General features: G+C 67.9%; 22 protein-coding genes and 2 pseudogenes. 8 read left to right on the forward strand and 16 right to left on the reverse strand.

Going from position 1 to position 25,153, the window contains the following annotated elements; genetic code table 11:
* Positions 1-100 precede the first annotated feature (100 nt).
* Positions 101-904, forward strand: coding sequence for an SDR family NAD(P)-dependent oxidoreductase (locus tag ACYQ5L_RS26970; RefSeq protein WP_459961062.1), 804 nt, complete (start codon positions 101-103; stop codon positions 902-904).
* Positions 905-1,247: 343 nt separating this feature from the next.
* Here the strand turns inward: ACYQ5L_RS26970 and ACYQ5L_RS26975 are convergent, their stop codons facing one another.
* The gene (locus ACYQ5L_RS26975; protein WP_459961063.1) at positions 1,248-1,664 is read right to left on the reverse strand and encodes a cytochrome c oxidase subunit 4; all 417 of its coding nucleotides are present in this window, start codon (positions 1,662-1,664) and stop codon (positions 1,248-1,250) included.
* Positions 1,665-1,677: 13 nt separating this feature from the next.
* Positions 1,678-2,676 (reverse strand): aa3-type cytochrome oxidase subunit II, encoded by a 999-nt coding sequence (gene ctaC, locus ACYQ5L_RS26980; RefSeq protein ID WP_459961064.1) that lies wholly within the window; start codon positions 2,674-2,676, stop codon positions 1,678-1,680.
* Between the two features lie 437 nt (positions 2,677-3,113).
* On the opposite strand from ctaC, the gene asnB reads away from it, so the two are divergent.
* Positions 3,114-5,081 carry an asparagine synthase (glutamine-hydrolyzing) gene (gene asnB / locus ACYQ5L_RS26985; protein WP_459961065.1) on the forward strand — a complete coding sequence of 656 codons (1,968 nt, stop codon included), beginning with the start codon at positions 3,114-3,116 and terminating at the stop codon, positions 5,079-5,081.
* Positions 5,082-5,155: 74 nt separating this feature from the next.
* On the opposite strand, the gene ACYQ5L_RS26990 is transcribed toward asnB, so the two are convergent.
* Entirely contained in the window at positions 5,156-5,545 is a 390-nt protein-coding gene (locus tag ACYQ5L_RS26990; RefSeq protein WP_379204475.1) for an ankyrin repeat domain-containing protein, read from the reverse strand.
* Positions 5,546-5,725: 180 nt separating this feature from the next.
* Here ACYQ5L_RS26990 and ACYQ5L_RS26995 point away from each other — a divergent pair, with 180 nt between their 5' ends.
* Complete coding sequence (locus tag ACYQ5L_RS26995; protein WP_459961066.1) at positions 5,726-7,171, forward strand: amino acid permease; 1,446 nt, start codon at positions 5,726-5,728, stop codon at positions 7,169-7,171.
* Here the strand turns inward: ACYQ5L_RS26995 and ACYQ5L_RS27000 are convergent.
* The 4 genes and pseudogenes from ACYQ5L_RS27000 to ACYQ5L_RS27015 all read right to left on the reverse strand — a co-directional run bounded on the left by ACYQ5L_RS27000 (position 7,146) and on the right by ACYQ5L_RS27015 (position 11,384).
* Entirely contained in the window at positions 7,146-8,153 is a 1,008-nt protein-coding gene (locus ACYQ5L_RS27000) for a DMT family transporter (RefSeq protein ID WP_459961067.1), read from the reverse strand. The genes ACYQ5L_RS26995 and ACYQ5L_RS27000 overlap by 26 nt on opposite strands.
* A gap of 272 nt (positions 8,154-8,425) precedes the next feature.
* On the reverse strand, positions 8,426-9,103 hold the full coding sequence (locus tag ACYQ5L_RS27005; RefSeq protein ID WP_459961068.1) for a methionine ABC transporter permease: 678 nt from the start codon (positions 9,101-9,103) through the stop codon (positions 8,426-8,428).
* Positions 9,104-9,504: 401 nt separating this feature from the next.
* Positions 9,505-10,512 (reverse strand): annotated as a pseudogene (locus ACYQ5L_RS27010) (methionine ABC transporter ATP-binding protein); the annotation flags it as partial.
* The gene (locus ACYQ5L_RS27015; RefSeq protein ID WP_459961069.1) at positions 10,509-11,384 is read right to left on the reverse strand and encodes a MetQ/NlpA family ABC transporter substrate-binding protein; all 876 of its coding nucleotides are present in this window, start codon (positions 11,382-11,384) and stop codon (positions 10,509-10,511) included. The pseudogene ACYQ5L_RS27010 and the gene ACYQ5L_RS27015, both read right to left, overlap by 4 nt.
* A 129-nt stretch (positions 11,385-11,513) precedes the next feature.
* Here ACYQ5L_RS27015 and ACYQ5L_RS27020 point away from each other — a divergent pair, with 129 nt between their 5' ends.
* Positions 11,514-12,377, forward strand: coding sequence for a MetQ/NlpA family ABC transporter substrate-binding protein (locus tag ACYQ5L_RS27020; RefSeq protein ID WP_459961070.1), 864 nt, complete (start codon positions 11,514-11,516; stop codon positions 12,375-12,377).
* A gap of 7 nt (positions 12,378-12,384) precedes the next feature.
* Here ACYQ5L_RS27020 and ACYQ5L_RS27025 read toward each other — a convergent pair whose 3' ends face one another.
* From ACYQ5L_RS27025 to ACYQ5L_RS27060, 8 genes and pseudogenes are all read right to left on the reverse strand, one after another.
* A complete protein-coding gene (locus tag ACYQ5L_RS27025; RefSeq protein ID WP_459961071.1) occupies positions 12,385-13,263 on the reverse strand; it encodes a hypothetical protein in 879 nt (292 codons plus the stop codon).
* Between the two features lie 83 nt (positions 13,264-13,346).
* Positions 13,347-14,141: a bestrophin-like domain gene (locus ACYQ5L_RS27030; RefSeq protein WP_459961072.1), complete on the reverse strand. Its 795-nt coding sequence runs from the start codon at positions 14,139-14,141 to the stop codon at positions 13,347-13,349.
* A 154-nt stretch (positions 14,142-14,295) separates the two neighbouring features.
* Positions 14,296-15,138: an ErmE/ErmH/ErmO/ErmR family 23S rRNA (adenine(2058)-N(6))-methyltransferase gene (gene erm, locus ACYQ5L_RS27035; RefSeq protein WP_459961073.1), complete on the reverse strand. Its 843-nt coding sequence runs from the start codon at positions 15,136-15,138 to the stop codon at positions 14,296-14,298.
* Positions 15,139-15,359: 221 nt separating this feature from the next.
* A complete protein-coding gene (locus tag ACYQ5L_RS27040) occupies positions 15,360-16,106 on the reverse strand; it encodes an adenosylcobinamide-GDP ribazoletransferase (RefSeq protein ID WP_459961074.1) in 747 nt (248 codons plus the stop codon).
* A gap of 501 nt (positions 16,107-16,607) precedes the next feature.
* Positions 16,608-17,699, reverse strand: a complete 1,092-nt coding sequence (gene cobT, locus ACYQ5L_RS27045) for a nicotinate-nucleotide--dimethylbenzimidazole phosphoribosyltransferase (RefSeq protein WP_459963559.1) — start codon at positions 17,697-17,699, stop codon at positions 16,608-16,610.
* A 684-nt stretch (positions 17,700-18,383) separates the two neighbouring features.
* Positions 18,384-18,905 (reverse strand): annotated as a pseudogene (locus tag ACYQ5L_RS27050) (bifunctional adenosylcobinamide kinase/adenosylcobinamide-phosphate guanylyltransferase); the annotation flags it as partial.
* A 54-nt stretch (positions 18,906-18,959) separates the two neighbouring features.
* On the reverse strand, positions 18,960-19,577 hold the full coding sequence (locus ACYQ5L_RS27055) for a LysE family translocator (protein WP_459961075.1): 618 nt from the start codon (positions 19,575-19,577) through the stop codon (positions 18,960-18,962).
* Between the two features lie 315 nt (positions 19,578-19,892).
* A complete protein-coding gene (locus ACYQ5L_RS27060) occupies positions 19,893-20,870 on the reverse strand; it encodes a helix-turn-helix domain-containing protein (protein WP_459961076.1) in 978 nt (325 codons plus the stop codon).
* Positions 20,871-21,073: 203 nt separating this feature from the next.
* Here ACYQ5L_RS27060 and ACYQ5L_RS27065 point away from each other — a divergent pair, with 203 nt between their 5' ends.
* Together ACYQ5L_RS27065 and ACYQ5L_RS27070 are read left to right on the forward strand one after the other, a co-directional pair.
* On the forward strand, positions 21,074-21,349 hold the full coding sequence (locus ACYQ5L_RS27065) for a hypothetical protein (protein WP_459961077.1): 276 nt from the start codon (positions 21,074-21,076) through the stop codon (positions 21,347-21,349).
* Between the two features lie 64 nt (positions 21,350-21,413).
* Positions 21,414-21,860 carry an SgcJ/EcaC family oxidoreductase gene (locus ACYQ5L_RS27070; RefSeq protein ID WP_459961078.1) on the forward strand — a complete coding sequence of 149 codons (447 nt, stop codon included), beginning with the start codon at positions 21,414-21,416 and terminating at the stop codon, positions 21,858-21,860.
* A gap of 417 nt (positions 21,861-22,277) precedes the next feature.
* Here the strand turns inward: ACYQ5L_RS27070 and ACYQ5L_RS27075 are convergent, their stop codons facing one another.
* Positions 22,278-22,931 (reverse strand): DUF3043 domain-containing protein, encoded by a 654-nt coding sequence (locus tag ACYQ5L_RS27075; protein ID WP_459961079.1) that lies wholly within the window; start codon positions 22,929-22,931, stop codon positions 22,278-22,280.
* Between the two features lie 220 nt (positions 22,932-23,151).
* Between ACYQ5L_RS27075 and erpA the strand changes: the two genes are divergently transcribed.
* Both erpA and ACYQ5L_RS27085 read left to right on the forward strand, forming a co-directional pair.
* Positions 23,152-23,502, forward strand: coding sequence for an iron-sulfur cluster insertion protein ErpA (gene erpA / locus ACYQ5L_RS27080; RefSeq protein WP_379204445.1), 351 nt, complete (start codon positions 23,152-23,154; stop codon positions 23,500-23,502).
* A gap of 269 nt (positions 23,503-23,771) precedes the next feature.
* Complete coding sequence (locus ACYQ5L_RS27085) at positions 23,772-24,746, forward strand: carbohydrate kinase family protein (RefSeq protein WP_459961080.1); 975 nt, start codon at positions 23,772-23,774, stop codon at positions 24,744-24,746.
* Positions 24,747-25,153 lie beyond the last annotated feature (407 nt).

A 25,153-nucleotide genomic window follows, 5' to 3' on the forward strand; every position in this document is an offset into this window, starting at 1 on the left:
AGCCTGACCGGCCGCGAGCCCTGGGGAGTGCGGCGCAGTATCGGTACTGTCGGCGGGGCGCCGGTGCCATCATCGTTCGTGAGTGAAGGTTGCCTGTCCCATGATCGAATTCCGTGCTGCCCGCCGTCCCCGCCCCGCCGGCTCCATATCCGGAAAACGCATAGTCATCACCGATGCGTGCTCCGATATCGGTCGCGCCAGCGCCCGACTACTCGCCTCCCACGGCGCCGAGGTTCTGCTCGTCGCGCGCCGCGGGAGTCAACTCGTCGAAGACTGCGCCGCCATTATCGAATCCGGCGGCCGCGCCCACTGGCATCGCTGTGACATCTCCGCCCTCGGCGATGTCGACCAGCTGATCGAATGGCTGCTCACCGAATTCGACAGCATCGACGTCCTGATCAACAATGCCGGCCGCCCCGCCCGCCGCCCGGTCCTGCAATCGCTGGACCGCTTCGCCGACTACCAGCGCATGATGGCCGCCAACTACTTCGGCCCTCTGCGCCTCACCCTCGGCCTGCTCCCCGCCATGCTGGCCGGCGGCTCCGGTCACGTGGTCAATGTCGGCCCCTGGTCCCTGGCCACCGGCGCCGCCCCCAATTTCGCCTCCTACGCCAGCTCCCAAGCCGCCTGGACCACCTTCGGCCAATGCGCCGACGCCGAACTCTCCCCCCGCGGCATCCACATCACCGCCGTCCACTACCCCGCCTTCCGCATAGACCCCACCGCCCCCACCTACTACACCGAGAACCCCCTCCTCGACCCCGCCGAAGCCGCCCGCTGGATAGAAACCGCAATCCGCACCCGCCCCACCCAAATCCACCCCCGCTTCCCCCGAGCCCTCCTCGGCCTGGCCGGCATGGCCCCCCGCTCCACCACCCGCCTCAAACACGCCCTAGGCATCTGAACTCGCCCGCCGATGAGGGGAAGGCGGGGCCGTACCCCTTGCGGCCCCGCCTTTCACACCTGGACAAACGATCACCGGGAACTGGTGGCGGCATCGACCGAGTAGACCCCGCCACCAGTTCCCGGTCGATGGTGTTTCAAATTTGTGCTCGATGCGCGACCCGCCTCCGCTCCCCTCGCCTGCGGCGGCAGCCGTCATCTCCCCGGGGCGCCCCGTCTCCTTCCTCTCCTCTGCCTCCCGGCCCCTTCCTCTCCTCTGCCTCCCGGCCCCGCTGCCCTAGCAGCGGGGCCGGGCACAGCAAAGCGCCCCATCCAAATCCGGATGGGGCGCTTGGTTGCTCGGCTCAGTGCTTCTCGGGTCCGAGGTGGTACTCGAACACCAGACCGCCGGCGGCGATCAGCACGCAGATGACGCCGACGCCGATCAGCCACGGCTCGAAGAACGCGAAGCCGAGCGCGGTCACGGAGCCCGCGGCCGCCAGCGTGATGGGCCAGAACGAACCGGGCGAGAAGAAGCCCAGATCGCCGGCGCCGTCGACGATCTCCGCCTCCTCGTAGTCCTCCGGGCGGAGGTCGAGGCGGCGCGCCACGAAGCGGAAGTAGGTCGCCACGATGAGCGACAGACCCGCGGACAGCACGATGGCGGTGGTGCCCGCCCATTCGACGCCGGTGCGCGACTGGGCGGTGAAGTAGCCGTAGACCACAGCCACGATCACGAAGAAGACCGTGATCAGTTCGAAGATGCGAGCTTCGACCTTCATGTCAGTTCAGTCCTCACTTGGCGTACGACGCTTCGACCCCACGGCCGGTGCGGTCGGTGTTGAAGGGCTTGGTGGAGGTGGCCACCGGCGACTCGTTGATGGCCTCCAGCGCCTGGGCGTTGGTCCTGCCGGCCTCGCGAGCCTCCAGGTACGTGCGGAACTTCTCCGGGGAAACGACCCGGACCTCGAAGTTCATCATGGAGTGGAAGGTGCCGCACATTTCGGCGCAGCGGCCGACGAACGCGCCGGTCTTGTCGATCGGGCCGACCTGGAAGACGTTGTCGGAGTTGTTCTCCTTGGGGTTGGGCATGACGTCCCGCTTGAACAGGAACTCCGGCACCCAGAAGGAGTGGATGACGTCCGCGGCGGCGAGCTGGAACTCGACGATCTGGCCGGACGGGATGACCAGCACCGGGATCTCGTTGGAGGTGCCGACGGTCTCGACCTTGTCGTAGTTCAGGTACGAGATGTCATTGGCCGGCAGGCCGTTGTTCGGGCCGGGCTGCGGGTGGCCCTCCTCGTTCTTGCGCTCCTTGTACTCCTCGCGCAAGTCGGTGTTCATGGCCTGCCGGGTCTGGTCCACGCCGTCGTACTTCCAGCCGGACATGTCGACCTTCTGGTAACCGAACTTCCAGTTCCACTGGAATGCGGTCACGTCGACCACGACATTCGGGTTCTCCACCTTCTCGTGCACGTAGTTCTGCACGACCACGGTGAAGTAGAACAGCACCGCGATGATGACGAACGGCACGGCCGTGTAGGTCAGCTCAAGCGGCACGTTGTAGCCGGTCTGCCGGGGGAACTCCGGCGAGTTGGGCTTCTTGCGGTGGAAGGCCACGGTCCAGAAGGTCAGACCCCACACCAGCACGCCCATCGCCAGCGCGGCGACCACGGACCAGGTCCACAGCTCACGCATCCGGGTGGCCTGCGGCGTGATGCCCGAGGGCCAGCCGAACCGCAGCCACGGATTGTCGATCGAGCAGCCGGAGACGAGCATCGCGGTGATCCCCATGGACACCGCCAGCCCGGCCCGCCGAAGGATGCGGCCCCGCCGACCCTGGGCGGGTCGTGCCCCTATCGCTTCGCTCGCCTTGTGCGCCACGCTCAACGCCTTCCTGGTCGTCTCTCCGACTCGGCGCCGCCCGGACTCCCTTCCGCCGGACGACCCAATTTCAGCTCTTCTGGGCCCTCGGATCGACCGCGTGGGAACGCGTGATCAACCCTGAGAGTTTCCCAAGTACTACGGAGCGTAGACCAAACCGGGCGTCGCGTTGTGATCGGGTCGCATTCGACACTCCGGAAACTCCATAAGCCGTGGATACGGGCTCTCGCGCACGATCCGCGCGCGTGCGGCATACTCGGACAGAAGGTTTCGCGTTCCACGCGCCCGGCCGCTCACCGCGGGCCGGGCCGCCATCCCCCGACTCCGGAAACGAGGTTCTCCCCGCAGTGTGTGGTCTGCTCGGATTTCTGACAGCTGACACGGCTCCAAGCAAGGATGGGCGGACGGTCGAGACCACCGCGGCACAGGTCTACGAGGCCCTGCACTGCCAGCGGCACCGCGGCCCCGATGAGAAGGGGACCTGGCACGACGAGCGCATGATCTTCGGCTTCAACCGCCTGTCGATCATCGATATCGAGCATTCGCATCAGCCGCTGCGCTGGGGCCCGCCGGAGAACCGGGAGCGTTATGCGCTCACCTTCAACGGTGAGATCTACAACTACCTGGAGCTGCGCGAGGAGCTGCGGGCCGAGCACGGCGCGGAATTCGGCGACGAGCCCATGTTCGCGACCGAGGGCGACTCGGAGACCATTGTCGCGGCCTTCCACTACTGGGGAGCCAAGGTGCCCAGCCGTTTGCGCGGCATGTTCGCCTTCGCGATCTGGGACACCGAGCTGAACAAGCTGTTCATCGCGCGCGATCCGTTCGGCATCAAGCCGCTGTTCACGGCCACCGGTCCGGGCGGCACCGCCTTCTCCAGCGAGAAGAAGAGCCTGCTGGAACTGCTGCCGGAGCTGGAGCTTTCGGATGGGCTGGATCCGCGGGCGCTGGAGCACTACACGGTGCTGCAGTACGTGCCGGAGCCGGAGACGCTGCACAAGGACATCCGGCGGCTGGAGTCGGGCTGCTACGCCTGGATCGAGCCGGGACAGGCGCCGCAGATCACCCGGTATTTCAACCCGCAGTTCCGGGTGTCGCCGTTCGCGCCGGGCACCGCGGACAAGCGATACCGGGAGATCGCCGAGGCCCTGGAGGACTCGGTCGCCAAGCACATGCGCGCGGATGTGACCGTCGGCGCGTTCCTGTCCGGCGGCATCGATTCCACCGCCACCGCGGCGCTGGCCATGCGGCACAACCCGAACCTGATCACCTTCACCACCGGCTTCGAGCGCGAGGGCTATTCCGAGGTCGATGTGGCCGCGGAGAGCGCGGCCGCCATCGGCGCGCGGCACATCGTGCGCGTGGTCGGCCCGGAGGAGTACGCGGCCTCGATTCCCGAGATCATCTGGTACCTCGACGATCCCGTCGCCGACCCGGCGCTGGTGCCGCTGTACTTCGTGGCCAAGGAGGCCCGCAAGCACGTCAAGGTGGTGCTCTCCGGTGAGGGCGCCGACGAGCTGTTCGGCGGCTACACCATCTACCGGGAGCCGTTGTCGCTCAAGCCGTTCGAGTACCTGCCCAAGGGGCTGCGCAAGCTGGCCGGGAAGCTGTCGGAGCGGATTCCGGAGGGCACTCGCGGCAAGAGCCTGCTCAACCGCGGCTCGCTCACCCTGGAAGAGCGCTACTACGGCAATGCCCGCAGCTTCAACGACGCCCAATTGCGTTCGGTGCTGCGGGAATTCCGCCCCGAGTGGACCCATCGGGACGTGACCGGCCGCATCTACGGCATGCAGGGCAATCACTGGGATCCGGTGGCGCGCATGCAGCATCTGGACCTGTTCACCTGGCTGCGCGGCGACATCCTGGTCAAGGCCGACAAGATGACCATGGCCAACTCCCTGGAACTGCGCGTGCCGTTCCTGGATCCGGAGGTCTTCAAGGTGGCCGAGAAGCTGCCCTACGACCAGAAGATCACCAAGGAAACCACCAAATACGCGCTGCGCCAGGCCCTGGAGGGCATTGTTCCGCCGCATGTGCTGCACCGCGCCAAGCTCGGTTTCCCGGTCCCGCTGCGGCATTGGCTGCGCGGCCCGGAGCTCTACGACTGGGCCCGCACCCAGATCGCCGAATCCGGCACCGATCACCTCCTCGACAAGGCCGCCATCTCCGCCATGCTGGAGGCGCACCGCACCGGCCCGGTGGATCACAGCCGCCGGCTGTGGACGCTGCTGTGCTTCATGATCTGGCACGGCATCTTCGTCGAGCACCGCATCAAGCCGGAGATCCAGGAACCGGTCTACCCGGTCAACCTGTAACCCAAGGGTTTTCGACACAGCACGGCCCCCGCGCTCACCAGCGCGGGGGCCGTTCGGCATTCATCCGAGCCGGATCACTTCTCGTCGAAGATCTTCAGGGCCTCGGTCACATCGAACATGGTGGCGGTTTCCCGGGCCGAGGGCGAGCCCGCGTCCGGATCGGCGCCCGCCGCCAGCAGGGTGCGCAGGATACCGGGTTCGCCCTTGAAGACCGCGCCGGAGAGCGGGGTCTGACCGGCGGCATTGAGCAGGTTGGGGTCCGCGCCGTGCTGGAGCAGCGTGGCCACGGCGGGCTCGTGGCCGTAGTAGGCCGCGAGCATGAGGAGGGTGTCGCCGCGGCCATTGGTGAGGTTCGGCGGGACACCCTCGTCCAGGTAGGCGGCTAGTTGGTCGGCGTCGCCTTGGCGGGCCAGGTCGAAGACCTTGGTTGCCAGTTCGATGACCTTGTCGTCGTCAGCGTCCACGGTTCATTCCTACCAGGGTCGGCGGAGCGGCGATACGCGCGAACTTTATTTACAAAACTCCGCGAGATACACAAAACTCCGCGAGCCGATCGGCGGGCGTGGTCGGATTACCGGCATAGATCGACACTGTGGCCTGCGCCTCGGCCTCGGCTGCCGGGCGCGGCGGACGGGAGTACAGCGATGACACTGGCAGAGGTACGCGGCCAGATGTTACGGCGCAAGCCGATCACCGAGGTGGAGGAGGACGTCCGGCCGGATGAACGGCTGGCCAAACGCCTGGGTCTGTGGCAGCTGACGGCCATCGGCGTGGGCGGAATCATCGGCGCGGGGATCTTCGCGCTCGCGGGCAGCGTGGCGAATCAGACGACCGGGCCGGCGGTGCTGCTGTCGTTCCTGGTCGCCGGCATCGCCAGCGCGGCGGCGGCGCTGTGTTACGCGGAGTTCGCGGGCATGGTGCCCAAGGCCGGCTCGGCCTACACCTACGGGTACGTGTCGCTGGGCGAGATCGTCGGGTGGTTCATCGGATGGGATCTGCTGCTGGAGTACATCGCGGTGGCGGCGGTGGTGGCCATCGGCGTGTCCGGGTATTTCGGATTCCTGCTCGACCAGATCGGAATCACCTTGCCGCAGTGGATGCTCGGCGCGCCCGGCACCGGTGACGGGAATGTGGTGGACGTGTTCGCGGTGCTGTTCTGCCTGGGTTCGGCCTGGGTGCTGACGCGCGGCATCCGCAGCGTCGGGCGCTTCGAGATGGTGACCGTGGGCATCAAGGTGGCGCTGGTGCTGCTGATCATCGTGCTCGGCGTCTTCCACATCGACAGCGCCAACTACTCGCCGTATTTCCCGTACGGCACCGGCGCGGTCATGACCGGTGCCGCCACGGTGTTCTTCGCCGTGTTCGGTTACGACGCCATGAGCACCGCGGCCGAGGAGTCGGTGGACGGCAAGAAGCATCTGCCCAAGGCGATCATCTACTCGCTGGCGATTGCCATGGTGCTGTATGTCCTTGCGACACTGGTGCTCACGGGCATGCAGAAGTACACCGAGATCAATCCCAAGAGCGGTTTCTCCAGCGCCTTCGAGGCGGTCGGGATGCCGGGCATCGCGAATATCATTGCGGTGGGCGCGATTGTCGGCATCATCACCGTGGTGCTCACCTTCATGCTCGGCGTGACCCGCGTCTGGTACTCCATGAGCCGGGACGGGCTGCTGCCGGAGTGGTTCGCCAAAACCCATCCGGTGCGCAAGGTTCCGACCCGGGTCACCTGGATCGTGGGCGTGGCCTCGGCCGTGCTGGCCGGACTGCTGCCCATCAATACCGTTGCGGAGCTGACCAATATCGGCATTCTGAGCGCCTTCGTGGTGGTGTGCGTGGCGGTGCTGGTGTTCCGCTACACGCGTCCGGAGGTGCCGCGCACCTTCCGGATTCCGCTCATGCCGGTCATTCCGATCATCGGCGTCGTCTTCTCGGTATGGCTGATGCTGTCGCTGCAGGCCGCGACCTGGGTGCGCTTCGCGGCCTGGCTGGTGCTCGGCCTGATCGTGTACTTCGGCTACTCCCGGTTCCACTCCAAACTGCAACAGCCAGGCCCCGTCGCGCCTAGCGGCGGCCCGGTCGCGCAGTAAGCAGCGCCAGACCCCCGGCGAGCACGGCCAGTCCGCACCAGGACACGGCGGGCAGCCGTTCCCCGAGCACCGCGACGGCGAGCACCGCCGCCACCGCGGGCTCGGCCAGGGTCAGCGTGGTGGCGGTGGCGACGGTGGTGTGCCGCAGGCCGTATCCGAACATCCGGTAGGCCAGGAACGTGGTGAACACCGCGAGATGCAGGGCCACCGCCGCCCCGCGCAGACTGCCGAGCCACTCGCCGCCCGAGACCAGCACCACCGGCAGCACCAGCAGCCCCGCCATGCCGAACATCAGCCCCATGACCGAGCCGGACGGCTTGCCTTCGGCAATGAGCTCACCACCGATGAGCGAGTACACGACGTAGGCCAGGCCGCCGCAGAGGGCGAGCCCGATACCGAGCGGATCCACGGCGGCAGGTTGGCCGGTCAGTTCCGGGCCGAGTACCAGTGCGACACAACCCACTACGGCCGCCACGGTGGCCCACACCCACCGTGCGCTCGGCCGCGACCGCCCGGTCATCCAGGCGGCCAACCCGGTGAAGACCGGTGCGCTGCACAGGGCTACGACGGTGGCGACCGCAACTCCGGTGCGCGCCACCGCTGGATAGAAGGTGACCGGATACGCCGCGACCGCCACCGCCCCGGCGATCAGCAATCGCCATTGCGCCCAGGTATAGGTCGCCTTGGTCCGCCAGGTCGTGAGAAACAGCAGGAGGCCGCCGAGAGCCAGCCCCGCGGAACCGATCGCCGCGGCGGGCGCTCCCGCCGGTGCGAGGGAACTCGCGGTGCCGGTGCTACCCCACAGCACGGCAGCGCCGAGGATCGCCGCCGGACCGCGCAATGCACCCGCAGGCCGCGAAACAGCTTCTGCGGCAGCATTGTTCCTGCCCGCGGCAGCTGACGCGGACTGTTCAGTGGAAACCACCGCTCGCGGCGCGTGGCCTGCTGCCGCGCGCGAAGACTTGATGACGTGTTTGGACACGAAAAAACTTCCGTTCTCGAGTACGTGATCGGCGTATTCGGAACGGGCGCACGCTGAATCAGCCCTGGCCGTTCAGGATCGGCGGAGGCGGGAAGCGAGAATGCCGCTGGTGCGCCCGGTCAGGCGACCGGGGGCGGGGTGACAGCGTGCCAGTAAGTGCCCACGCGACGATGCTAGCGGTTCGCCGCCGACGAGAACAGCCGCACCCTGGTTCGGGTGCGGCCGTCCGTCTCGCGCGTGGTTTCCCGAAGCCTGCCGCTCCGGGGGGTGGCTCAGCGGCGCAATACCTTCCTGGCCAGCCAGTTGCCGAGGAACTGAATCCCCTGCACGCCCACGATGATGATCAGGGTCGCGACCAACGTGACTTCCCAATCGAACCGCTGATAGCCGTACACCAGCGCGAAATCTCCGAGGCCACCGCCGCCGACGGTGCCCGCCATGGCGGACATGTCGACAATGGCGATGACCACGAACGTGTACCCGAGCACCAGCGGGCCCAGCGCCTCGGGGATGAGCAGCGTCAGGATGATCCGCAACGGCCCCGCCCCCATGGCCCGGGCCGCCTCGATCACTCCCGGATCCACGGTCACCAGGTTCTGCTCGACGATCCGCGCGATGCCGAACGACGCGGCCACGATCATGACGAAGGCCGCCGCCTCGGTGCCGATCGTCGTCCCGACCACTTCGAGGGTGATCGGCCCGAGGGCCGCCAGCAGGATGATGAACGGGATCGGGCGGACCACGTTCACCAGCACATTGAGCACCACATTCACCGGCGCGTTGGCCAGCAGCCCGCCCTTGCGGGTGGTGTACAGCAGCGTGCCCAGCGTCAATCCGATCACCCCGCCGACCACGAAGGTCAGCAGCACCAGGTAGATCGTCGTCCCGACGGCCTCGCCGAGCACCGGCCGCAGCTTGTCCCAATCCGTCTGCACAGCAGCGAGATTCATGCGCTCCTCCGCTCGGTCCCGGTGCGACCGCCCGCGGCCTCGATTTCCGGTCCACGGTCGACTCGACCGGCCGCGTCCGCTTCGCCGGTCGCGGCACCGCCCGAACTCGAGAGTTCGGCGCCTTCCACCGCAGCACTCCTACTCCGCGACACCTCGCCGGCCGGGAAGGCACCCGGCTCGCGCGCATACGACTCGGACGAGTGCAGGTCCCTGCCGTCGAGCGCCGGATAGGCGGCAGGCGCGGACGCTTCCTCCACGGCGGCTTCCCTTGGCGCGACACCGGTCTCCGGCCAATCGGCCGTCAACCCCTGCTCCGGTGCGCTGCCGGTCGCCGGCAGGGCTGCCGCATCGACCGCACGGGTACCGCCCGCGGCTTCGGCAGCGACAGCGCTGCCAGGATGCGTCAGCTCATCGGCGACCTGCGCAACTGCGCCGTCCGGGCCGTCCAGCGCGAGGGTGATGCTGCCGAAGGTCTTGTCCTGCAACGAACTCACGCCGCCGTAGACGACCTCGACGCGGACACCGGCCTGTGCGGCCACGAGGAGGGCGTCCCCGATACCGCGGTCATCATCGATGTCGACGGTGACCAAGCGGCCAGAGTGTTTCTCCCCCAGCAGCTTCAGTTCCTCGGCGTTCGGGCGATTGTGCAGCACCGTTTCCACGAAGGAGCGGGTGGGTGCGGCCTGCGGTGCGGCGAAGACGTCGAATGTGGTTGCCAGTTCGACGATTCGGCCCTCGGCGAGCACCGCCACCCGGTCGGCGACGGCGCGGATGACATCCATTTCGTGGGTGATCACGATGATGGTGACGCCGAGTTCGCGGTTGACCTTCTTCAGCAGGCGCAGCACCTCTTGGGTGGTCTCCGGGTCCAGGGCCGAGGTCGCCTCGTCCGCCAGCAGCAGCGACGGCGAGGTGGCCAGGGCGCGGGCGATGCCGACCCGCTGCTTCTGGCCGCCGGAGAGCTGGTCCGGGTAGCTGCGGGCCTTGTCCGAAAGTCCCACGAACTCCAGCAGTTCCGCGACGCGGGCCTTGCGCTCGGCCCGCTTCCAGCCCGCGACCTTGAGCGGGTATTCGATATTCCCCGCCGCGGTGCGCGAGCGGAACAGATTGAACTGCTGGAACACCATGCCGATATCGCGGCGCAGCTGCCGCACCCGGGACTCCGGGACCCCGGTGATGGGGTTCCCGGAGATGAGCACGGCGCCGCTGGTCGGCTTCTCCAGGGCGTTGATCAGCCGCACCAGGGTCGACTTGCCCGCCCCGGAATAGCCGATCACGCCGAAGATCTCACCGCGTTCGATGCGCAGGTCCACCTCCCGCAGCGCGGTGTGGGTCTGCTTGCCGACCTGGAATTCCTTGGTGACCGACCGGAATTCGACCGCCGCGACCTGGGTGTCCTGCCCGCTCACTTCTTCTCGCGGATGGTCTGCTGCACCCGAGCCAGCACCTGCTCCAGATCCGGGCCGTCGCGCTTGACCTCGACCGCGGTGCCCTTGGAGGTCTCCTGAACAGCCTGCTGCACCTCTGCGCCGTGCCAGATCTCGACCAGCTTCAGGTAGGTCGGGTTGTTCTTGTCCTCGGCGCGCGTCACGAAGGCATTGATGTACGGCTCTGCGCCCGGGCTCTTCGGATCATCCTTGAACAGCGCGGATTTCGGGTCGATGCCGGACTTCTCCAGGAAGGTGTTGTTCACGATCGAGCCGTCCACCGAGGCCAGCGACAGCGCGGTCTGGGTGGCGTCGACCGGGGTCACCTTCACCTTGGAGGCGGCCTTGTCGACATCGGCGGGGGTGGGCTGGCGGACATCGCCGGACAGCTTCAGCAGTCCGGCCGACTGCAGCACGAACAGCGCCCGCGCCTGATTGGTCGGATCGTTGGGAATGGCGATCTCACCGCCGGCCGGGATATCGGCCACCGACTTGTGCTTCTGCGAGTACAGGCCCAGCGGCACCACCTGGGTCGCGCCGATCGGCGTCAGGGTGTCGTTATTGGCGACGTTGTACTGCCCCAGGAACTGCAGATGCTGGAACAGGTTGACGTCGACCTGCTTCTGCGAGAGCGCGGTATTGGGCTGCGAGTAGTCCGAGTAGTGGGTGATCTGCAGCGTGATCCCGTGCTCCTTGGCCTTCTCTTCGAAGACGTCCCACTGCCGGTCGGTCTCCGTGGTCCCGATGCGCACCACGGTGCCCGAGCTGTCGTCGCTGCTGCCGCAGGCCGTGAGGGTGAGGCCCGCTACCGCCGCTACCAGGACCGGGATCGCCAGTACCCGATTGAATTTCACTCGTGCTCCCGCAAATCGTTGAAACTGAACCCGGCAATGCAATCGTCCCGGTTACCCGCTGGCTATGGTTGCGATCCGGGCGATCCAAACCCTCGCGCCGCGGCCGAGTCCGCGCCTAGCTTGGCTGAAATGCGAAAACTGCGCCGTTACCTGGCGATTCCGCTCCTGTTCGCGCTGGCGATGACCGCCGCCTGTGGCAAGGAACACCGCGCCGACGTGGTGCGCATCGGTGTGAACGATCTCGCACTGCCGCACTGGGAGGTGTTCAAGAAGAAGGCGGCCGAGGCGGGCATCACCGTCGAGTTCGTCAACTTCAGCGATTACAACCAGCCGAACCCGGCGCTGAAGCAGGGGCAGATCGACCTCAACAAGTTCCAGCACGTCCGCTACCTGGCCAATTACAACGCGCGGAACAATGACACGCTGGTGCCGATCGGGGCGACGGAGATCTTCCCGCTGACGCTGTACTCGAAGAAGCACAAGTCGGTGAACGAGATCCCGCAGGGCGGTGAGATCACGCTGAGCAACAATCCCGCGAATCAGGTGCGGCCGCTGCTCGGACTGTCCGCGGCCGGGCTGATCGTCCTGAAGAACGGCGCGAGCTGGGATTCCAAGCTCGAGGATGTCGATACGGCCGCGTCCAAGGTGCGGTTGAAGACCATCGATCCGACCTTGACGGCGCAGTCCCTCGACAGCGTCGACGCCGCCTTCGTGGACGACACCTTCGCCGGACCGGCCGGGCTGACCAAGAACGAGATCATCTACACCGATGACCCGAATCGGCCCGAGTTGAAGCAGTACATCAATATTTTCGCCGCGCGCGCCGCCGACAAGGACAACCCGACCTACCTGCAGCTGACGCAGATCTACCACGATCCGGAGGTCGAGGCCGCCATCCAGGCCGAAGCCGATTACCAGGGCATCTTCAAGTACAACGATCCCGCTGACCTCCAGGCGACCCTCACCGAGCTGGAAAACAAGTTCCGCAAGTAAGCCGTCGCTACCGCCCGCGAACGACCTTGACGCGGGCGGCGGCGATGATCGCGATCAGCAGGACCGTCATCATCTGCAATGCGGTCCAATCCGTCGGCTCCACAACCGGTTCGGGGACTTCCCGAGCCTGATAGGGCGCCGGGACAACGGGGGCGGGCGGCACGATCTCCGGCTCGGGTACGTCGATGGGCTCCGGCACGGGCACGGGAGCCGGAACGGGAGCGGGCGCCGGAGCCGGAATCTCCAGCGATTCGGCGAATTCGGGCGGGCTGACCGGGAGCAGGAGCAGACAGGTCAGCAGCGCGCTGCCGGTCACCGCACTACCCGCGACCACGCTGCCCGCCCCCGACGAGCCGGGACCGACCAAACCGCTGGAACCCGGGACGAATCCGGGCCCGATCAGGCCGGAGCCGAAACCGCTGCCGGTGATCAGGCCGGCGAGTACGGCCGAGCCCCCGACCATCGCGCTGCCCGCGCAGGCAGTCAGCACGCTGCCGTTGTCCAGGCCGAAGGTTTCGCCGAGGGTGCTCGGCGCGGCGATCGGCTCCGCCTGGATGATCGGATCCGCCGGGGAGATCGGTTCCGCCGCAGCGGTTTCCGCCGGACCTGCCGTGGACCCGGTGGACAGGCCGAGACCCGCGCCCTCGCCGAGCCCCACGCTGCTGCCGGTGGATGCCCCCGCGCCGGTGCCGCCCGAACTTCCCGACAGCGCGCTGCCGCTGCCCAAGCCCAGCGAGCTTCCCGATGGCGCATCGACGAATTCGGCGGAATCAGCGGGCGAACCCGCACTCCCGCTGATGATGTCACCGATGCCCGGTATCCCGGGATCGGCCGGCGCCGGCCCGGCCTGCCCCGCCAGCAGCGCCGCCGCCAGCGGTACGGTCACGAATCCTCGTGTAGCCCTGCGCACTACCGGACCTCCGCGGGTCACCGTCATCTCCGGATGCCTTGTCGTGGGCGGTCGATGCCTCAGCGCGGCAGCGCATTCGACGCGGATTCGGCGGACGCGATCTGCTGGAATCGCGCCAAGGCCAGTTCATAGGCCTCCCGCGACACCACATTCCAGCCCGCGAACGGCCGATCCAGCTTGTAGATGGTCAGCACGATCGCCCCGACCACGAATCCGAACATGGCGGTCATCACCACGCTGCGCTTGGTGACCATCACACCGGAGAACACGCCGCCCGCCAGCAGCATGACGGTGCCGAACCACAGTGCGATGTACAGGAATACGGGCAGGCTGTACCCGGCGTCGAGCGCCCGGTCGTACCTGGCCTCCGCCACCGCATCGAGCGATTCGCCGATCGTCTGCCGCGCGTCCAGCACCGCCGGATCAGCGGACCGCACCGCCGCCACCGCCGCTCGCAGCTCGTCGAAGGTCTCCTGGGTGCCCCCGCTCAGGCTCTTCCGATCCCGCATGGCAACCCATTCCACGGTCACCACCTGCTCGGTGTACTCGCGCACCAGGCCCTGCACCCGGGAGCGATCGGAGTCCGGCAGATCGCCCGCCGTCTCATAGGCGACGACCAGCGCCTTGCCCTCGGCCACGGTGTGCGCGGTGGCATTGTCGTACTGCTGCCACAGGATCACCACCACGAAGGCGACAATGGCCGCGAAGAACATATTGACCATATCCAGCACCATGCCGTGCGCGCCCTCATCGTCCTCGCGCTGCCAGGACACCGGCCGGAACCGGTCGCCGACGAGGAATACGGCCACCGCTACGACCGCGAACAGCATGAGTACACCAAGCTGCAATGCCATGCGCGACTCCGTCTCCTCGACGAGGGGCAAATCGATCATGAGATATTCGCCGCCGCACCGAGGCCGGATGACTCGCAAACAATCTGCTACCGGGCTCCGGCGGATACGTCGGGGCCGCGTCGATTCGTAGTCGAATCGGCACGGCCCCTTGCGATTACGCGTCGCCGAGCAGCGCGTGGTACACGGCCACCCACTGATCCGGGTGCACGTATCCGACCACCGTGTCCGGTGCGATGCCCGCGGCCGCCAGCGCCCGGTCCACGCCCTGATAGCGCGTGCGCAGCGAGGCCCGGACCGATCCGCCCACACCGGTGAAGCCGAGTTCCACCAGTTCCCGGAACGCGCGCCGATCCGCCACCAGCGGTTCGAGTCGCCGCCGGATGCGCAGGATCGCCGAATCCACCGCCGGCACCGGCCGGAAGCTCTCGCGGCCGATCCGCCCGCACAACTCCCAGTCGAACCACGGCCAGCTCGCGACGGTCACCAGACTCCACCGCCCGTAATCACCGGTCCGCTTGCGCGCGTACTCCGCTTGCGTGAGCAGTGTCGCCGAGGTGAGCATCGGCGCGTTCAAGCACCAGTCCACGATCCCGGCGGTCACCGAGAACGGAATATTGCCCACCACCGCGAACGGTTCCCGCGGCGCCCTGGCCTTGGTGAAATCGCCTCGTACCACCCGTATTCCAGCGATTCCCCGAGTCCGTGCCGAGAGCTTGCCCGCCAGCAGCGGGTCGATCTCGTACGCCGTCACCCGCGCCCCGCGCTCGGCCAGCTCTCGCGTCAGCGCGCCTTCCCCGGCCCCGGGCTCGAGGATGAGCCCCACCGGATCGGCCGCCTTCACGATCAGATCGACCGCATGCCGATCCACCAGGAAATTCTGCGACAACTCCCGCCTGGCCCGGTCCCGCGGAGTTCTCCCTCCCCCGCCCCCGACCTTGCCCTGGGTATGCGAGAAGTTCCCGTAACCGGATTTGTGAGATGAAAGATTCTTCGCCACTGCAGTTGCCCTTCCGGGTCTTCGAGATGAACAGGTCTCGAAGGGCCCTGGGCGCGCCTGCAGACGCGTCTACGTACCTGCGCCTGCTAGCGGGCCAGAGCCCGAGCAGAACGCAGCCGCATGAAACAGCAACATGACATGACCGCCACCCTAGAAACCCCCGCCCCGCCAACGCAAACCATTTATCCCGCACCGCCGCGACTGCGGCCGCCGGTGCGCGGTCATACCCAGAAGGTCAGCACGGCCGCGCCGACGGTGACGGCGATCTCGAGCGCCGCACCGAGCACATCCCCGTTCAGCCCGCCGAACCGGCGCACACAATGGCGCACCAACACCATCGAGACAACGAGCGCCACACCGACGGCGATCGGCCCCAGCCACCAGCTACTGACCACGAAACCCGCTGCCCCCAGCGCGATTCCAACCCAAAGCAGCCGAACTACCACCCCTTGCGTGCCCGCCACCAACGCCCCGAACCCCGCACCCGCCGCCGCCCTGATCCCCCGCCGACAGGCCAGCACCACCGCCACCCGCCCCACCGCGACAGCCATCCCCACCGCCGCCCACCGCCCGGCCTCCGCCAGCGCCGCGAACGAAACAGCCTGAATCCCAAGCCCGAACACCAGCGCCGCCACCCCGAACGGCCCCACCCCGCCACTCTTCATGATCTCGCGAGCCCGCTCCGGCGGCCCATAACTCCCCAGCCCATCGAACGTGTCCGCCAACCCGTCGATATGCATCCCCCGCGTAATCAACGCCAACCCCGCCACACCAAGAAACCCGGCCAACAACCACGATCCCCCCAGCGCCACAACACCCCACATCAACCCCGCCGCCCCAGCCCCCAGCAGCACCCCCACCACAGGCGCCCACCCGATCGCCCGCCCGGCCACCGCCCGATCAACCTCCCCCAGCCCTCGAACAGGCAGCACCGTCAACCACGAAACCGCCAACCGCACCCCGTTCACGCGCCGACCACCATGAGACCTCCCGCCACACCGACCCGAGCCGCAAACACCCCGTCGAGCCGCGTCGAAGGAATGCCGGGTCCCACCACCATGTCCGAGATGCCTTGCACCACCGACGGTTCCGTGATCGAACTCGGCGAGTTCACTGCCGGCCGGCTCGGCGCAGTCGTAACCAATGCGGCGGCGAGCATCGGCGCGGCCCGCCTCGTGTGCCGTGTGCACCACACGTATGGCGCGATGCGCGATGCCGAGGTCAATGCGAACCGTCGTGACGGACTGGCTCCTGCTGGCCCGCGGCCTGTGCTTGCGGTGAGCCGTGCGGCGGCATACTCCAGTGCCGCTGTCCGGCTGCCCGCGCCGACGATGAACCGTGCGGCGGAGAGCTCCAGTGATTCGGGCGACCGAGTCCGCATCGGTGTTGCCGGGCCGTGGATGGGCCCGGGTCGCTGCGGCAAGGGCTCAGGTGCCGGGCGGCTCGGGCCGGAGGTCGGTGGCGCGATGTCAGACACCAGCGTCTTCGGTGACCGCGTCGGCGGTGCTCACTCCCGCTTCCGCGAAGGTCGCCATCTCGGCGAGGGCGGCGACCGCGGCGCGAAGGATGGGCAGGGCGGTGAGAGCGCCGGAGCCTTCGCCGAGGCGCATCTGCATGTCCAGCAGGGGTTCCAACTGGAGGCGGTCCAGGGCGATCTTGTGGGACGGCTCGCTGGAGAGATGGCCCGCGACCCACCAGGCGCGCGCGCCGGGCGATAGGCGGTCGGCCACCAGGGCGGCGGCGGTCACCACCACACCGTCGAGGATCACCGGGGTGCGGCGAGCGGCGGCACGAGCCAGGAAGCCCGCCATGGCGGCGATATCAGCGCCGGATGCGGTGCGCAGCAAGGCAACCGGATCGTACACCAGGGGCCGGGCCCGCCACATGGCGTCGCGGATGGCGGCGGTCTTGCGGATCCACCCGGCGTCGTCCACGCCGGTGCCACGTCCCACGGCAACGACGGGTTCGGTATCGGTGATGGCAGCGATCAGCACCGTCGCGGGCGTGGTGTTGCCGATGCCCATATCTCCGGCAATGAGAAGGTCTGCGCCGGAATCGATTTCCTCGTCGGCGATAGCGGCGCCCGCAGCGAGCGCGGCCTGCACCTCATCCTCGGTGAGCGCATCCTCGCGATCAATGGACCCGCAGGCCCGCCGCACCTTGTACTTCGAGATCTCCGGCGCCGTATCCCCATCCACCGCAAGGTCTTCCACCCGCACAGTGGCATCCGCCAACCGCGCCAGCACATTCACCGCCGCCCCACCGTTCAGGAAGTTGGCAACCATCTGCCCGGTCACCTCACTGGGATACGCCGACACCCCGTGCCGCGCCACCCCGTGATCCCCCGCGAACACCACCACCCGGGCCCGCTCGAACTGCTTCGGCGGACACACCCCCTGACAGGCCGCCACCCAATTCCCCAACGCCTCCAACCGCCCCAACGCCCCCGCCGGCTTCGTCAACTGCAACTGCCGCTCCCCCGCGGCCCCCCGCACCCCGGCATCCGGCCCAGCCACCGGCCCGAACTCCGCCTTCTCCAAAGCCTTCTTCGAAAGCTCCAGCGCGCCACCGCCATTGCCCCCGTCACCCGATGCCGCAGCGCCAACAGCAGCACCCGCGATGGCAGACGCGGCACCAACAGTCTTGCCGCCCGAACCGGCCACTGCGCCAGCAGCCGCATCGCGGCCGGCGGTACTCGAGGCCTCCGCCAGCGGGTTCCCAACAGCGGCAGCATCGCCCGCCGTGCCAGCCGATTCGGCTGCTGCGGCGGTAGCCCTACCGGGGTCGGCGGCTGCGGCCGCACCACCTGCCGAAGAGGGCCTCGGAAGCGAGACCGGTCGAGCGGTCGGTTGATCCGCCGCGGTGGTGCCAGTGGCTGCGGCCGCGGCGGCCGAATCCGATGCCACGTGGGCCGAACCGGCCGCCGCGTCGATGGCCTTGCCGGGGTCGGTGGCACTCGAAGCAGTGCGGGCCACCAGTGGATCGGCGGCGTCACCGCCTGTCGAAAGGGTCGTGGCACGCGAGACTTGCTGGGCGGCCGGTTGATCGGCCGCGCTGGTCGCTGTTGCGGCGAGTGCACCGACGGCAGCCGACGTCGCGTGTACGTCCGTGGCGGGTGTCGCGGTCCCAGACTGCAAGTCGCCGTGCCCGGCGGTCGAGGCGGCGAGGCTGCCGGTGGCGACCGCCGCGTTGGAGAGGGCGGCGGCCGAGGCGGTGGCGTGGTCGGGCTTCACTTGGATCGCCTGGCCGGCGACGATCAGGTAGACCTCGTCGCATACCTGCGCGAGGCGCTGGTTGAGGGTGCCGAGTTCGTCGCGGAAGAGGCGGCCGGAGTGGGTGGCCGGGATGACGCCCAGGCCGGTTTCCGGGCTGACGATGACCAGGCGGTGCCGGTAGCCGGCGACGGCGTCGACGAGGGCGTCGAAGTCGGGGGCCAGGGTGCCGCGGGGGGATTCCCAGACGGCGCGGGCGTCCATGCGGGCGGTCAGCCAGGTGCCGAGGTCGTCGATGAGGGTAGCGGGGGCCGGGGCGGACAGAGCCGCGACCGGGTCGCCTTCGACGACGGTCCAGGTCGCGGGCCGCCGGGCGCGGTGCGCCGCAATGCGTTCGGCGAAATCGGTGTCGGCCGGGTCGGGGACCGCGGTGGCGACGTATCGCACCGTCTCGGCGGCGAGCAACTGTTCCGCGTAGGCCGATTTCCCGGAGCGGGCCCCGCCGAGCACCAGCGTCCGCAGTGGCCGATCGGTTGTCTGAGCAGTGTGCGACACGCCAGAACGGTATCAACCGCGCCCGTCGCCCCGCCGCCTAGGCACGGTCTCCCGCTACTGGTTCTGCACCGCGAGCCGCCCGGCCAGCGCGAGGAACGACGCGCCGAACACCCGCCGCACCCAGTTCACCACCGCGGGCCGCGAGATCACATGGTTGCGCACGGCCGCCGCGCACACCCCGTACACCGCGAACACGACGAATGTCGCCAGCCCGAACAGCGCGCTCAGCTCCAGCATGCGCACGGTGGCATTGGTCGACCCGGTGGGCACGAACTGCGGCAGGAACGCGAAGAAGAAGATCGTCAGCTTCGGATTCAGCACGTTCAGCAGCACGGCCGACAGGATCACCCGCCCGGCCGACGGCGCCGCCCCCGCGCTCTCCTCCGGCACCGCGAGAGCCCCCTTGTCCCGCAAGGTCATCCACGCCATGTACACCAGATACGCGACACCCAGATACTTCAACGTCTGAAACGCGACCGCACTCGCATTCAACAGCGCCGCCAACCCGGTAATCGCCGCCACCATGTGCGGCACGATCCCGAGCGTGCACCCGAATGCCGCCACCACACTGGCCCGCACCCCCCGCGACAACCCCGCGGCCAGCGTGAACAGCACCCCCGTGCCCGGCGTCGCCACAATGACGAGCGTCGTCAGCAGAAACTCAATGCTCATCCCCCACACGCTAACCGGACAAAGCCCCAGACAACACCCTCGATTTCACCGGCTGGCGCCAGGACTCCTACGCCGTCCCGACCTATGCGAGCACACGATTCGGCCTCCCGCGAGTGCGACCTCACTCGCGGTTCCGCGGAACCGGTGCCCAAGCGCGAACACGCCGGCCCGACGCACCGATACCAAGCTGGACGTGCGATCACCGGGAACTGGTGGCGGCATCGCCCGAGAAGCCCCCGCCACCAGTTCCCGGTCGATGTCGTTTCAGACCGCGGTCTAGGGGCCGCGTACCGGAGGGGCGGCGCGCGCAGCCGGTCAGTGGGCGGGGGTCGGCACGCGCGCGCCGAATCGGCGGCGGTATTCGACCGGGGCGATTCCTACGAGGCGCTGGAAGTGGTGGCGCAGGAGGGCTCCGGAGCCGAAGCCGCAGCGGTGGGCCAGGGTCTCCAGGTCGATGTCGGTGTCTTCGAGGAGGTGCTTGGCGAGCAGGATGCGCTGGCCGGTCAGCCATTTCACCGGTGTGGTGCCGGTTTCGGCGGCGAAGCGGCGGGCGAAGGTGCGGGTGGACATGGCCGTGCGGGCGGCGAGTGATTCGACGGTGTGCGGGAGTTCGAGGTTCTCGCCCATCCAGTGCAGGGTTTCGCTGAGGCTGTCGGAGCTGCATTCGACGACGGGGCGCTCGATGAACTGCCGCTGCCCGCCGTCGCGCTGCGGGGGCACCACCATGCGGCGGGCGATGCCATTGGCGGCGGCGCTGCCGAGTTCGCGCCGCACCAGGTGCAGGCAGGCATCGATGCCGGCGGCGGTGCCGGCGCTGGTGATGAGGTTGCCCTCGTCGACGAACAGCACATCCGGATCGACCGTGGCCAGCGGATACCGTTGCGCCAGTTGCTCGACATAGCGCCAGTGCGTGGTGCACTTGCGCCCGTCCAGTAGTCCGGCTTCACCGGCGAGGAAAGCCCCGGAACACACGGTGAGCACAGTGGCCCCGCGCTGCGAGGCATCGCGCACGGCGTCGACCACGCGCTCGTCGAGATTCTTGCCCGCCGCGAACGGAAAGGCCGGAATCGCCACCAGATCCGCGTCCCGCAGCTCTTCCAGACCGTATTCCGGAGTCAGCGTGATCCCGGGAGACGTGCTGTTCAGCGGCTTGCCCGGCTCGGCCCCGCACACCCGGAAGTCGAAGCCCGGCAGCCCGTCCCCGGTCCGGTCCAGACCGAAAACCTCACAGACGACGCCGAATTCGAACATGGCGAGGCGGTCGTTCAACACGACGGCGACCTTCGACAACATAGGTCTCACCATACCTGGCTGAATCTTTGCGATCAATGTCAGAACAGCCACTGTTGGCAGGAACTGTTCTAGAGAAAACTTACTGCCATGCAAGGCATCACCGCAATCGTCACCGCCGGGACGTTCATGAGCGCGCTCGGCTACCTCACCTACGCCGCCATGGCGTGGGGCACAACCGAATCCCATGAAGGCGAGGCCTGATCATGACCACCATCACCGCCCCCGCGTCCCTCGTACGCGGCAGCACCGAAGACCACACCGAAACCGAAGCCACCACCGTATTCACCCGATTCGTCGCCCTCCTGGCCGCGGCTGGACGGGCCATTCCGTTCCACCACGACAGCATCCGCTGGAACCTGGCCGGATCCACCAACGTCTTCGACCGCGATCACGACCGCGCCGCCGGGGAACTGCGCGCCATCGCCTCGATGCGCTCGAGCATCGAAGAACTCGACTACCTGTTCGGCAAGCGCGGCTGAGCATGATCCGCCGCACACCGAAACAGCTTGACCTGAACCGTTGTTGAGGATTCAAGATCGTTTCATGAGCACAGCGAGCACCCAGGCGCCGACCGTCGTGGACACCACCGTCGACCACGAGGACGACATCCGCGCCATCGAACAGATCATCACCAATGTCGAAACCGCCTACAACACCAATGACGCCGAGCTCATGACCGCCGACTTCACCGCCAACGCGGCGGTCGTCAACGCCATGGGCACTCTGATGGTTGGCCGCGAGGCCCTGCTCGCGGCCAACCAAGCCGGCCTCGCCGGCTTCCTGAAGGACGAGTACGCCCGCTACGACGTCCTGGACATCACCTTCCTGCGCCCCGACGTCGCCATCGCCCACAAGGTCGCCCGCGCCACCACCCCCGACGGCGCCCTCATCGACCAGGACCCGGCCATGATCGCCCTCTACGTCCTCACCAAACAGGACGGCCGCTGGTGGACCGCCGCCCGCCAGAACACCCTCATCCCGCAGAAGTAGCGCACGGCATTGCCGGTAGACCGGCGAATGCCCGATGCGCAACTCGCGTTTCGACAACAGCCCAGACCGTACGGCCTACCGTGCCAAGTCACAGCCCACAACGCGATGATGGCCCGCAGTATCTAGCTGCGGGCCATCGCACGTATCCAGCGCGGGCCGCTTCACACGTTCTCAGCACAGCACAGCCAGCGCTTTCCAGTGCGCGTGCCGCGCGTTTCAAGCCGCACACCGGAAAACATGGCCAGGAACCTTACCTGCGGCTGTTGGCTGCGAGCCGCGAACGAGACTTGGGCCATGAACCCGGATCTCGAGTCATCGCATTCACACGCGAACCGTGGCCCGCGAGCCGCGAGCGCGGGCCGCTTGTCATAGCCAAAGCTGACGGGCCGGGGCCCGTTTGCCGTGGCGGGAGTTGAATCAAACGCTGTCGCCCGGGCTGACGCGGGGCTTCGGGGCACGCATGCGGCGGACCTGCGAGGCGCGGACGAAGGCGTACCAGCCGAGCGAGAAGCTCGAATCGGTGGCATCCGGGAAGCGTTCGCGCACGCGGTTGTTCACGATGCGGCCGAGGATGATGCCCTCGATGATCATGAACAGCATCATGACCAGCATGCCGAGGGTGACGATGGCCTGCAGGGCGGGCGTCAGGATCATGCTGACGATGAGCACCAGCGCGAGCGGCATGAACAGGCCGAGCAGATTGCGGCGCGCGTCCACGATGTCACGCACGTAACCCTTCACCGGCCCCTTGTCGCGCGGCAGCAGGTACTGCTCCTCGCCGGCGAGCATGCGGGCCCGGCGATCCTGCACATCGGCGCGGCGCTGGGCCGAGGCGGCCTTGCGCTCCTCCTTGTTCCCGCGCAGCGCCTTGCGACGCGCCCGGGCCTCCTTGGAGGTTTTGGGTGCGGGCGCGACCGGCCCGCGACGGCGGCCTTCGGCCTCGCGGCGCTTCGGGGTCGGACGCCCCTTTCCGGCGGTGACCGGCCGCTCCGCGACCGTCGCCGCACCACCGGAATCGGCGGTGGAGGTGTCGGAGGTGGGGGTGGACTCGCCACGGCGCAGGAACTTCACGCCGACCAGGCTATTCGATGACGCGTCCGCCTGAAAAACCTGGTCCGTCCGATTGTGCCCCCGGCCGCCGTCCGCGCTACTCTCCGGCGACCCCAATCCCTGCTCCTGGCGGCGCAAACTCCGCCGCGTAGGATTGGGAATAGCCACGAGCGAAGTGGCGTTGACAGCCAGCGAGCCGTGCGTCTCTCACGGGTTGACTATTGGTCCTTTAGGAGAGTTCATGACTGTGCAGAACGAGACCACCACTCACGGTGTGACTCTGACCGACGCTGCCGCCTCGAAGGCGAAGGCGCTGCTGGATCAGGAAGGCCGTGACGACCTGGCCCTGCGCATCGCCGTGCAGCCGGGTGGCTGCGCCGGCCTGCGCTACCAGCTCTTCTTCGACGACCGCAACCTCGATGGCGATCTGACCGTCGAATTCGGCGGCGTCAAGCTGATCGTCGACCGCATGTCCGCCCCCTACGTGCAGGGCGCGTCGATCGACTTCGTCGACACCATCGAGAAGCAGGGTTTCACCATCGACAACCCGAACGCCACCGGCTCCTGCGCCTGCGGCGACAGCTTCAACTGAGATAGCGCCATCAGCGCGGAACATCCCTTGCGGAGGTTCCGCGCTGTTGTGTGCCCGGGCCCGGCTCTCGGGCGCTGCGCCACCGAACTTTCGGAAAGGGTGACAGCGCCCCGGAGAGTGGGGTCAACCCCGTCTCGGACAGTGTATTTTTTAGGTGCGATCTCTGCCCATAACGGGCACTGCGGTCGCATCTCCCCCGTCCACCGGCCCCGCGTCTGCCGTTCCGCATACAGGTGTGTGCAGCGCACGTCATCGAAGGATCGACGCTCGTGACCATCGCCGTGTCCGCTTCCATTGCGACCGACCACCTGATGCGCTTCCCCGGCAAGTTCTCCGATGCGCTGCTGGCTGATCAGCTGCAGCACGTCTCACTCAGTTTCCTCGTCGACGATCTGGTGATCCGGCGCGGCGGCGTGGCGGGCAATATCGCCTACGCCATGGGCCTGCTGGGCCGGCGCCCGCTGCTGGTCGGCGCGGTCGGCCCCGATTTCGGCGAATACCGCAGCTGGCTGGAGGACAACGGCGTCGACTGCTCGGCGGTGCGGGTCTCCAGCACCGCGCATACCGCACGGTTCGTGTGCACGACCGACGAGACCATGGCGCAGATCGCCTCCTTCTACCCCGGCGCCATGAGCGAGGCGCGCGATATCTCCATCGGCGACCTGGCGCAGGGCCGCGACCTGTCGCTGGTCCTGGTCGGCGCGAACGATCCGGACGCCATGGTGCTGCACACCGAGCAGAGCCGCGCCGCGGGCATCCCCTTCGCCGCCGACCCCTCCCAGCAGCTGGCGCGCCTGGACAGCGAACAGGCGCTCTCGCTCATCGACGGCGCCGCCTACCTGTTCACCAATGAGTACGAGTGGGGCCTGCTGCTGCAGAAGACCGGCCTCACCGAGGCGGAAATCGGTGAGCGCGTTGGCATTCGCGTCACCACCCTGGGCGCCAAGGGCGCCAAGATCGTCGACCGCGATGGCACCGAACTGCATGTCGACGTGGTCCCCGACACCGCCAAGGTCGACCCCACCGGCGTCGGTGACGGCTTCCGCGCGGGCTTCCTCACCGGCCACACCGCCGGCCTGTCCCTGGAACGCTCCGCCCAGCTCGGTTCGCTCATCGCAGTCCTCATCCTGGAAACCGTCGGCACCCAGGAATGGACCCTCGACCATGACGTCGCCATGAAGCGCCTGCGCGCCGCTTACGGCGCCGAAGCAGCGGCCGAGATCGAAGCGATTCTGCGGCCCTGAGTCGATTCCCTTGCCACACAGCTGAATCAACCACTGTCCGGCCGGTTCATCCGCGCCGGATCGGCTGACAGCCACCCGCAGATCCGCGCCGCGCTGAGCACTATCCAGCGCGGCGCGGCCTTGTACGCGACACCTCGATTGCGCGGCCTTGCCGCGCTCCTCGGACAGGCCGGAGCCGTCCTGGATCTCGATCGTGTTCCCCGTGCCGGCGACCTTGTCCTTGAGGCGGACGCCCGCAGGCGGTGGGTGCGACGGGGTGGAGCAGGTGTGCGAGGGCCGCTGAGAGGCGACGCAGCCGGGGTTCGACCATTGGGCATCTGACCTGCAAACTTCTCGTCGAGAGTTGTCGATTCGGCGCGCTGATTTCGTAACCTGGCCGACTTTTTCGTCCGTCACACTGACCGCGT

This window comes from Nocardia sp. IFM 10818 (genome assembly GCF_054655275.1).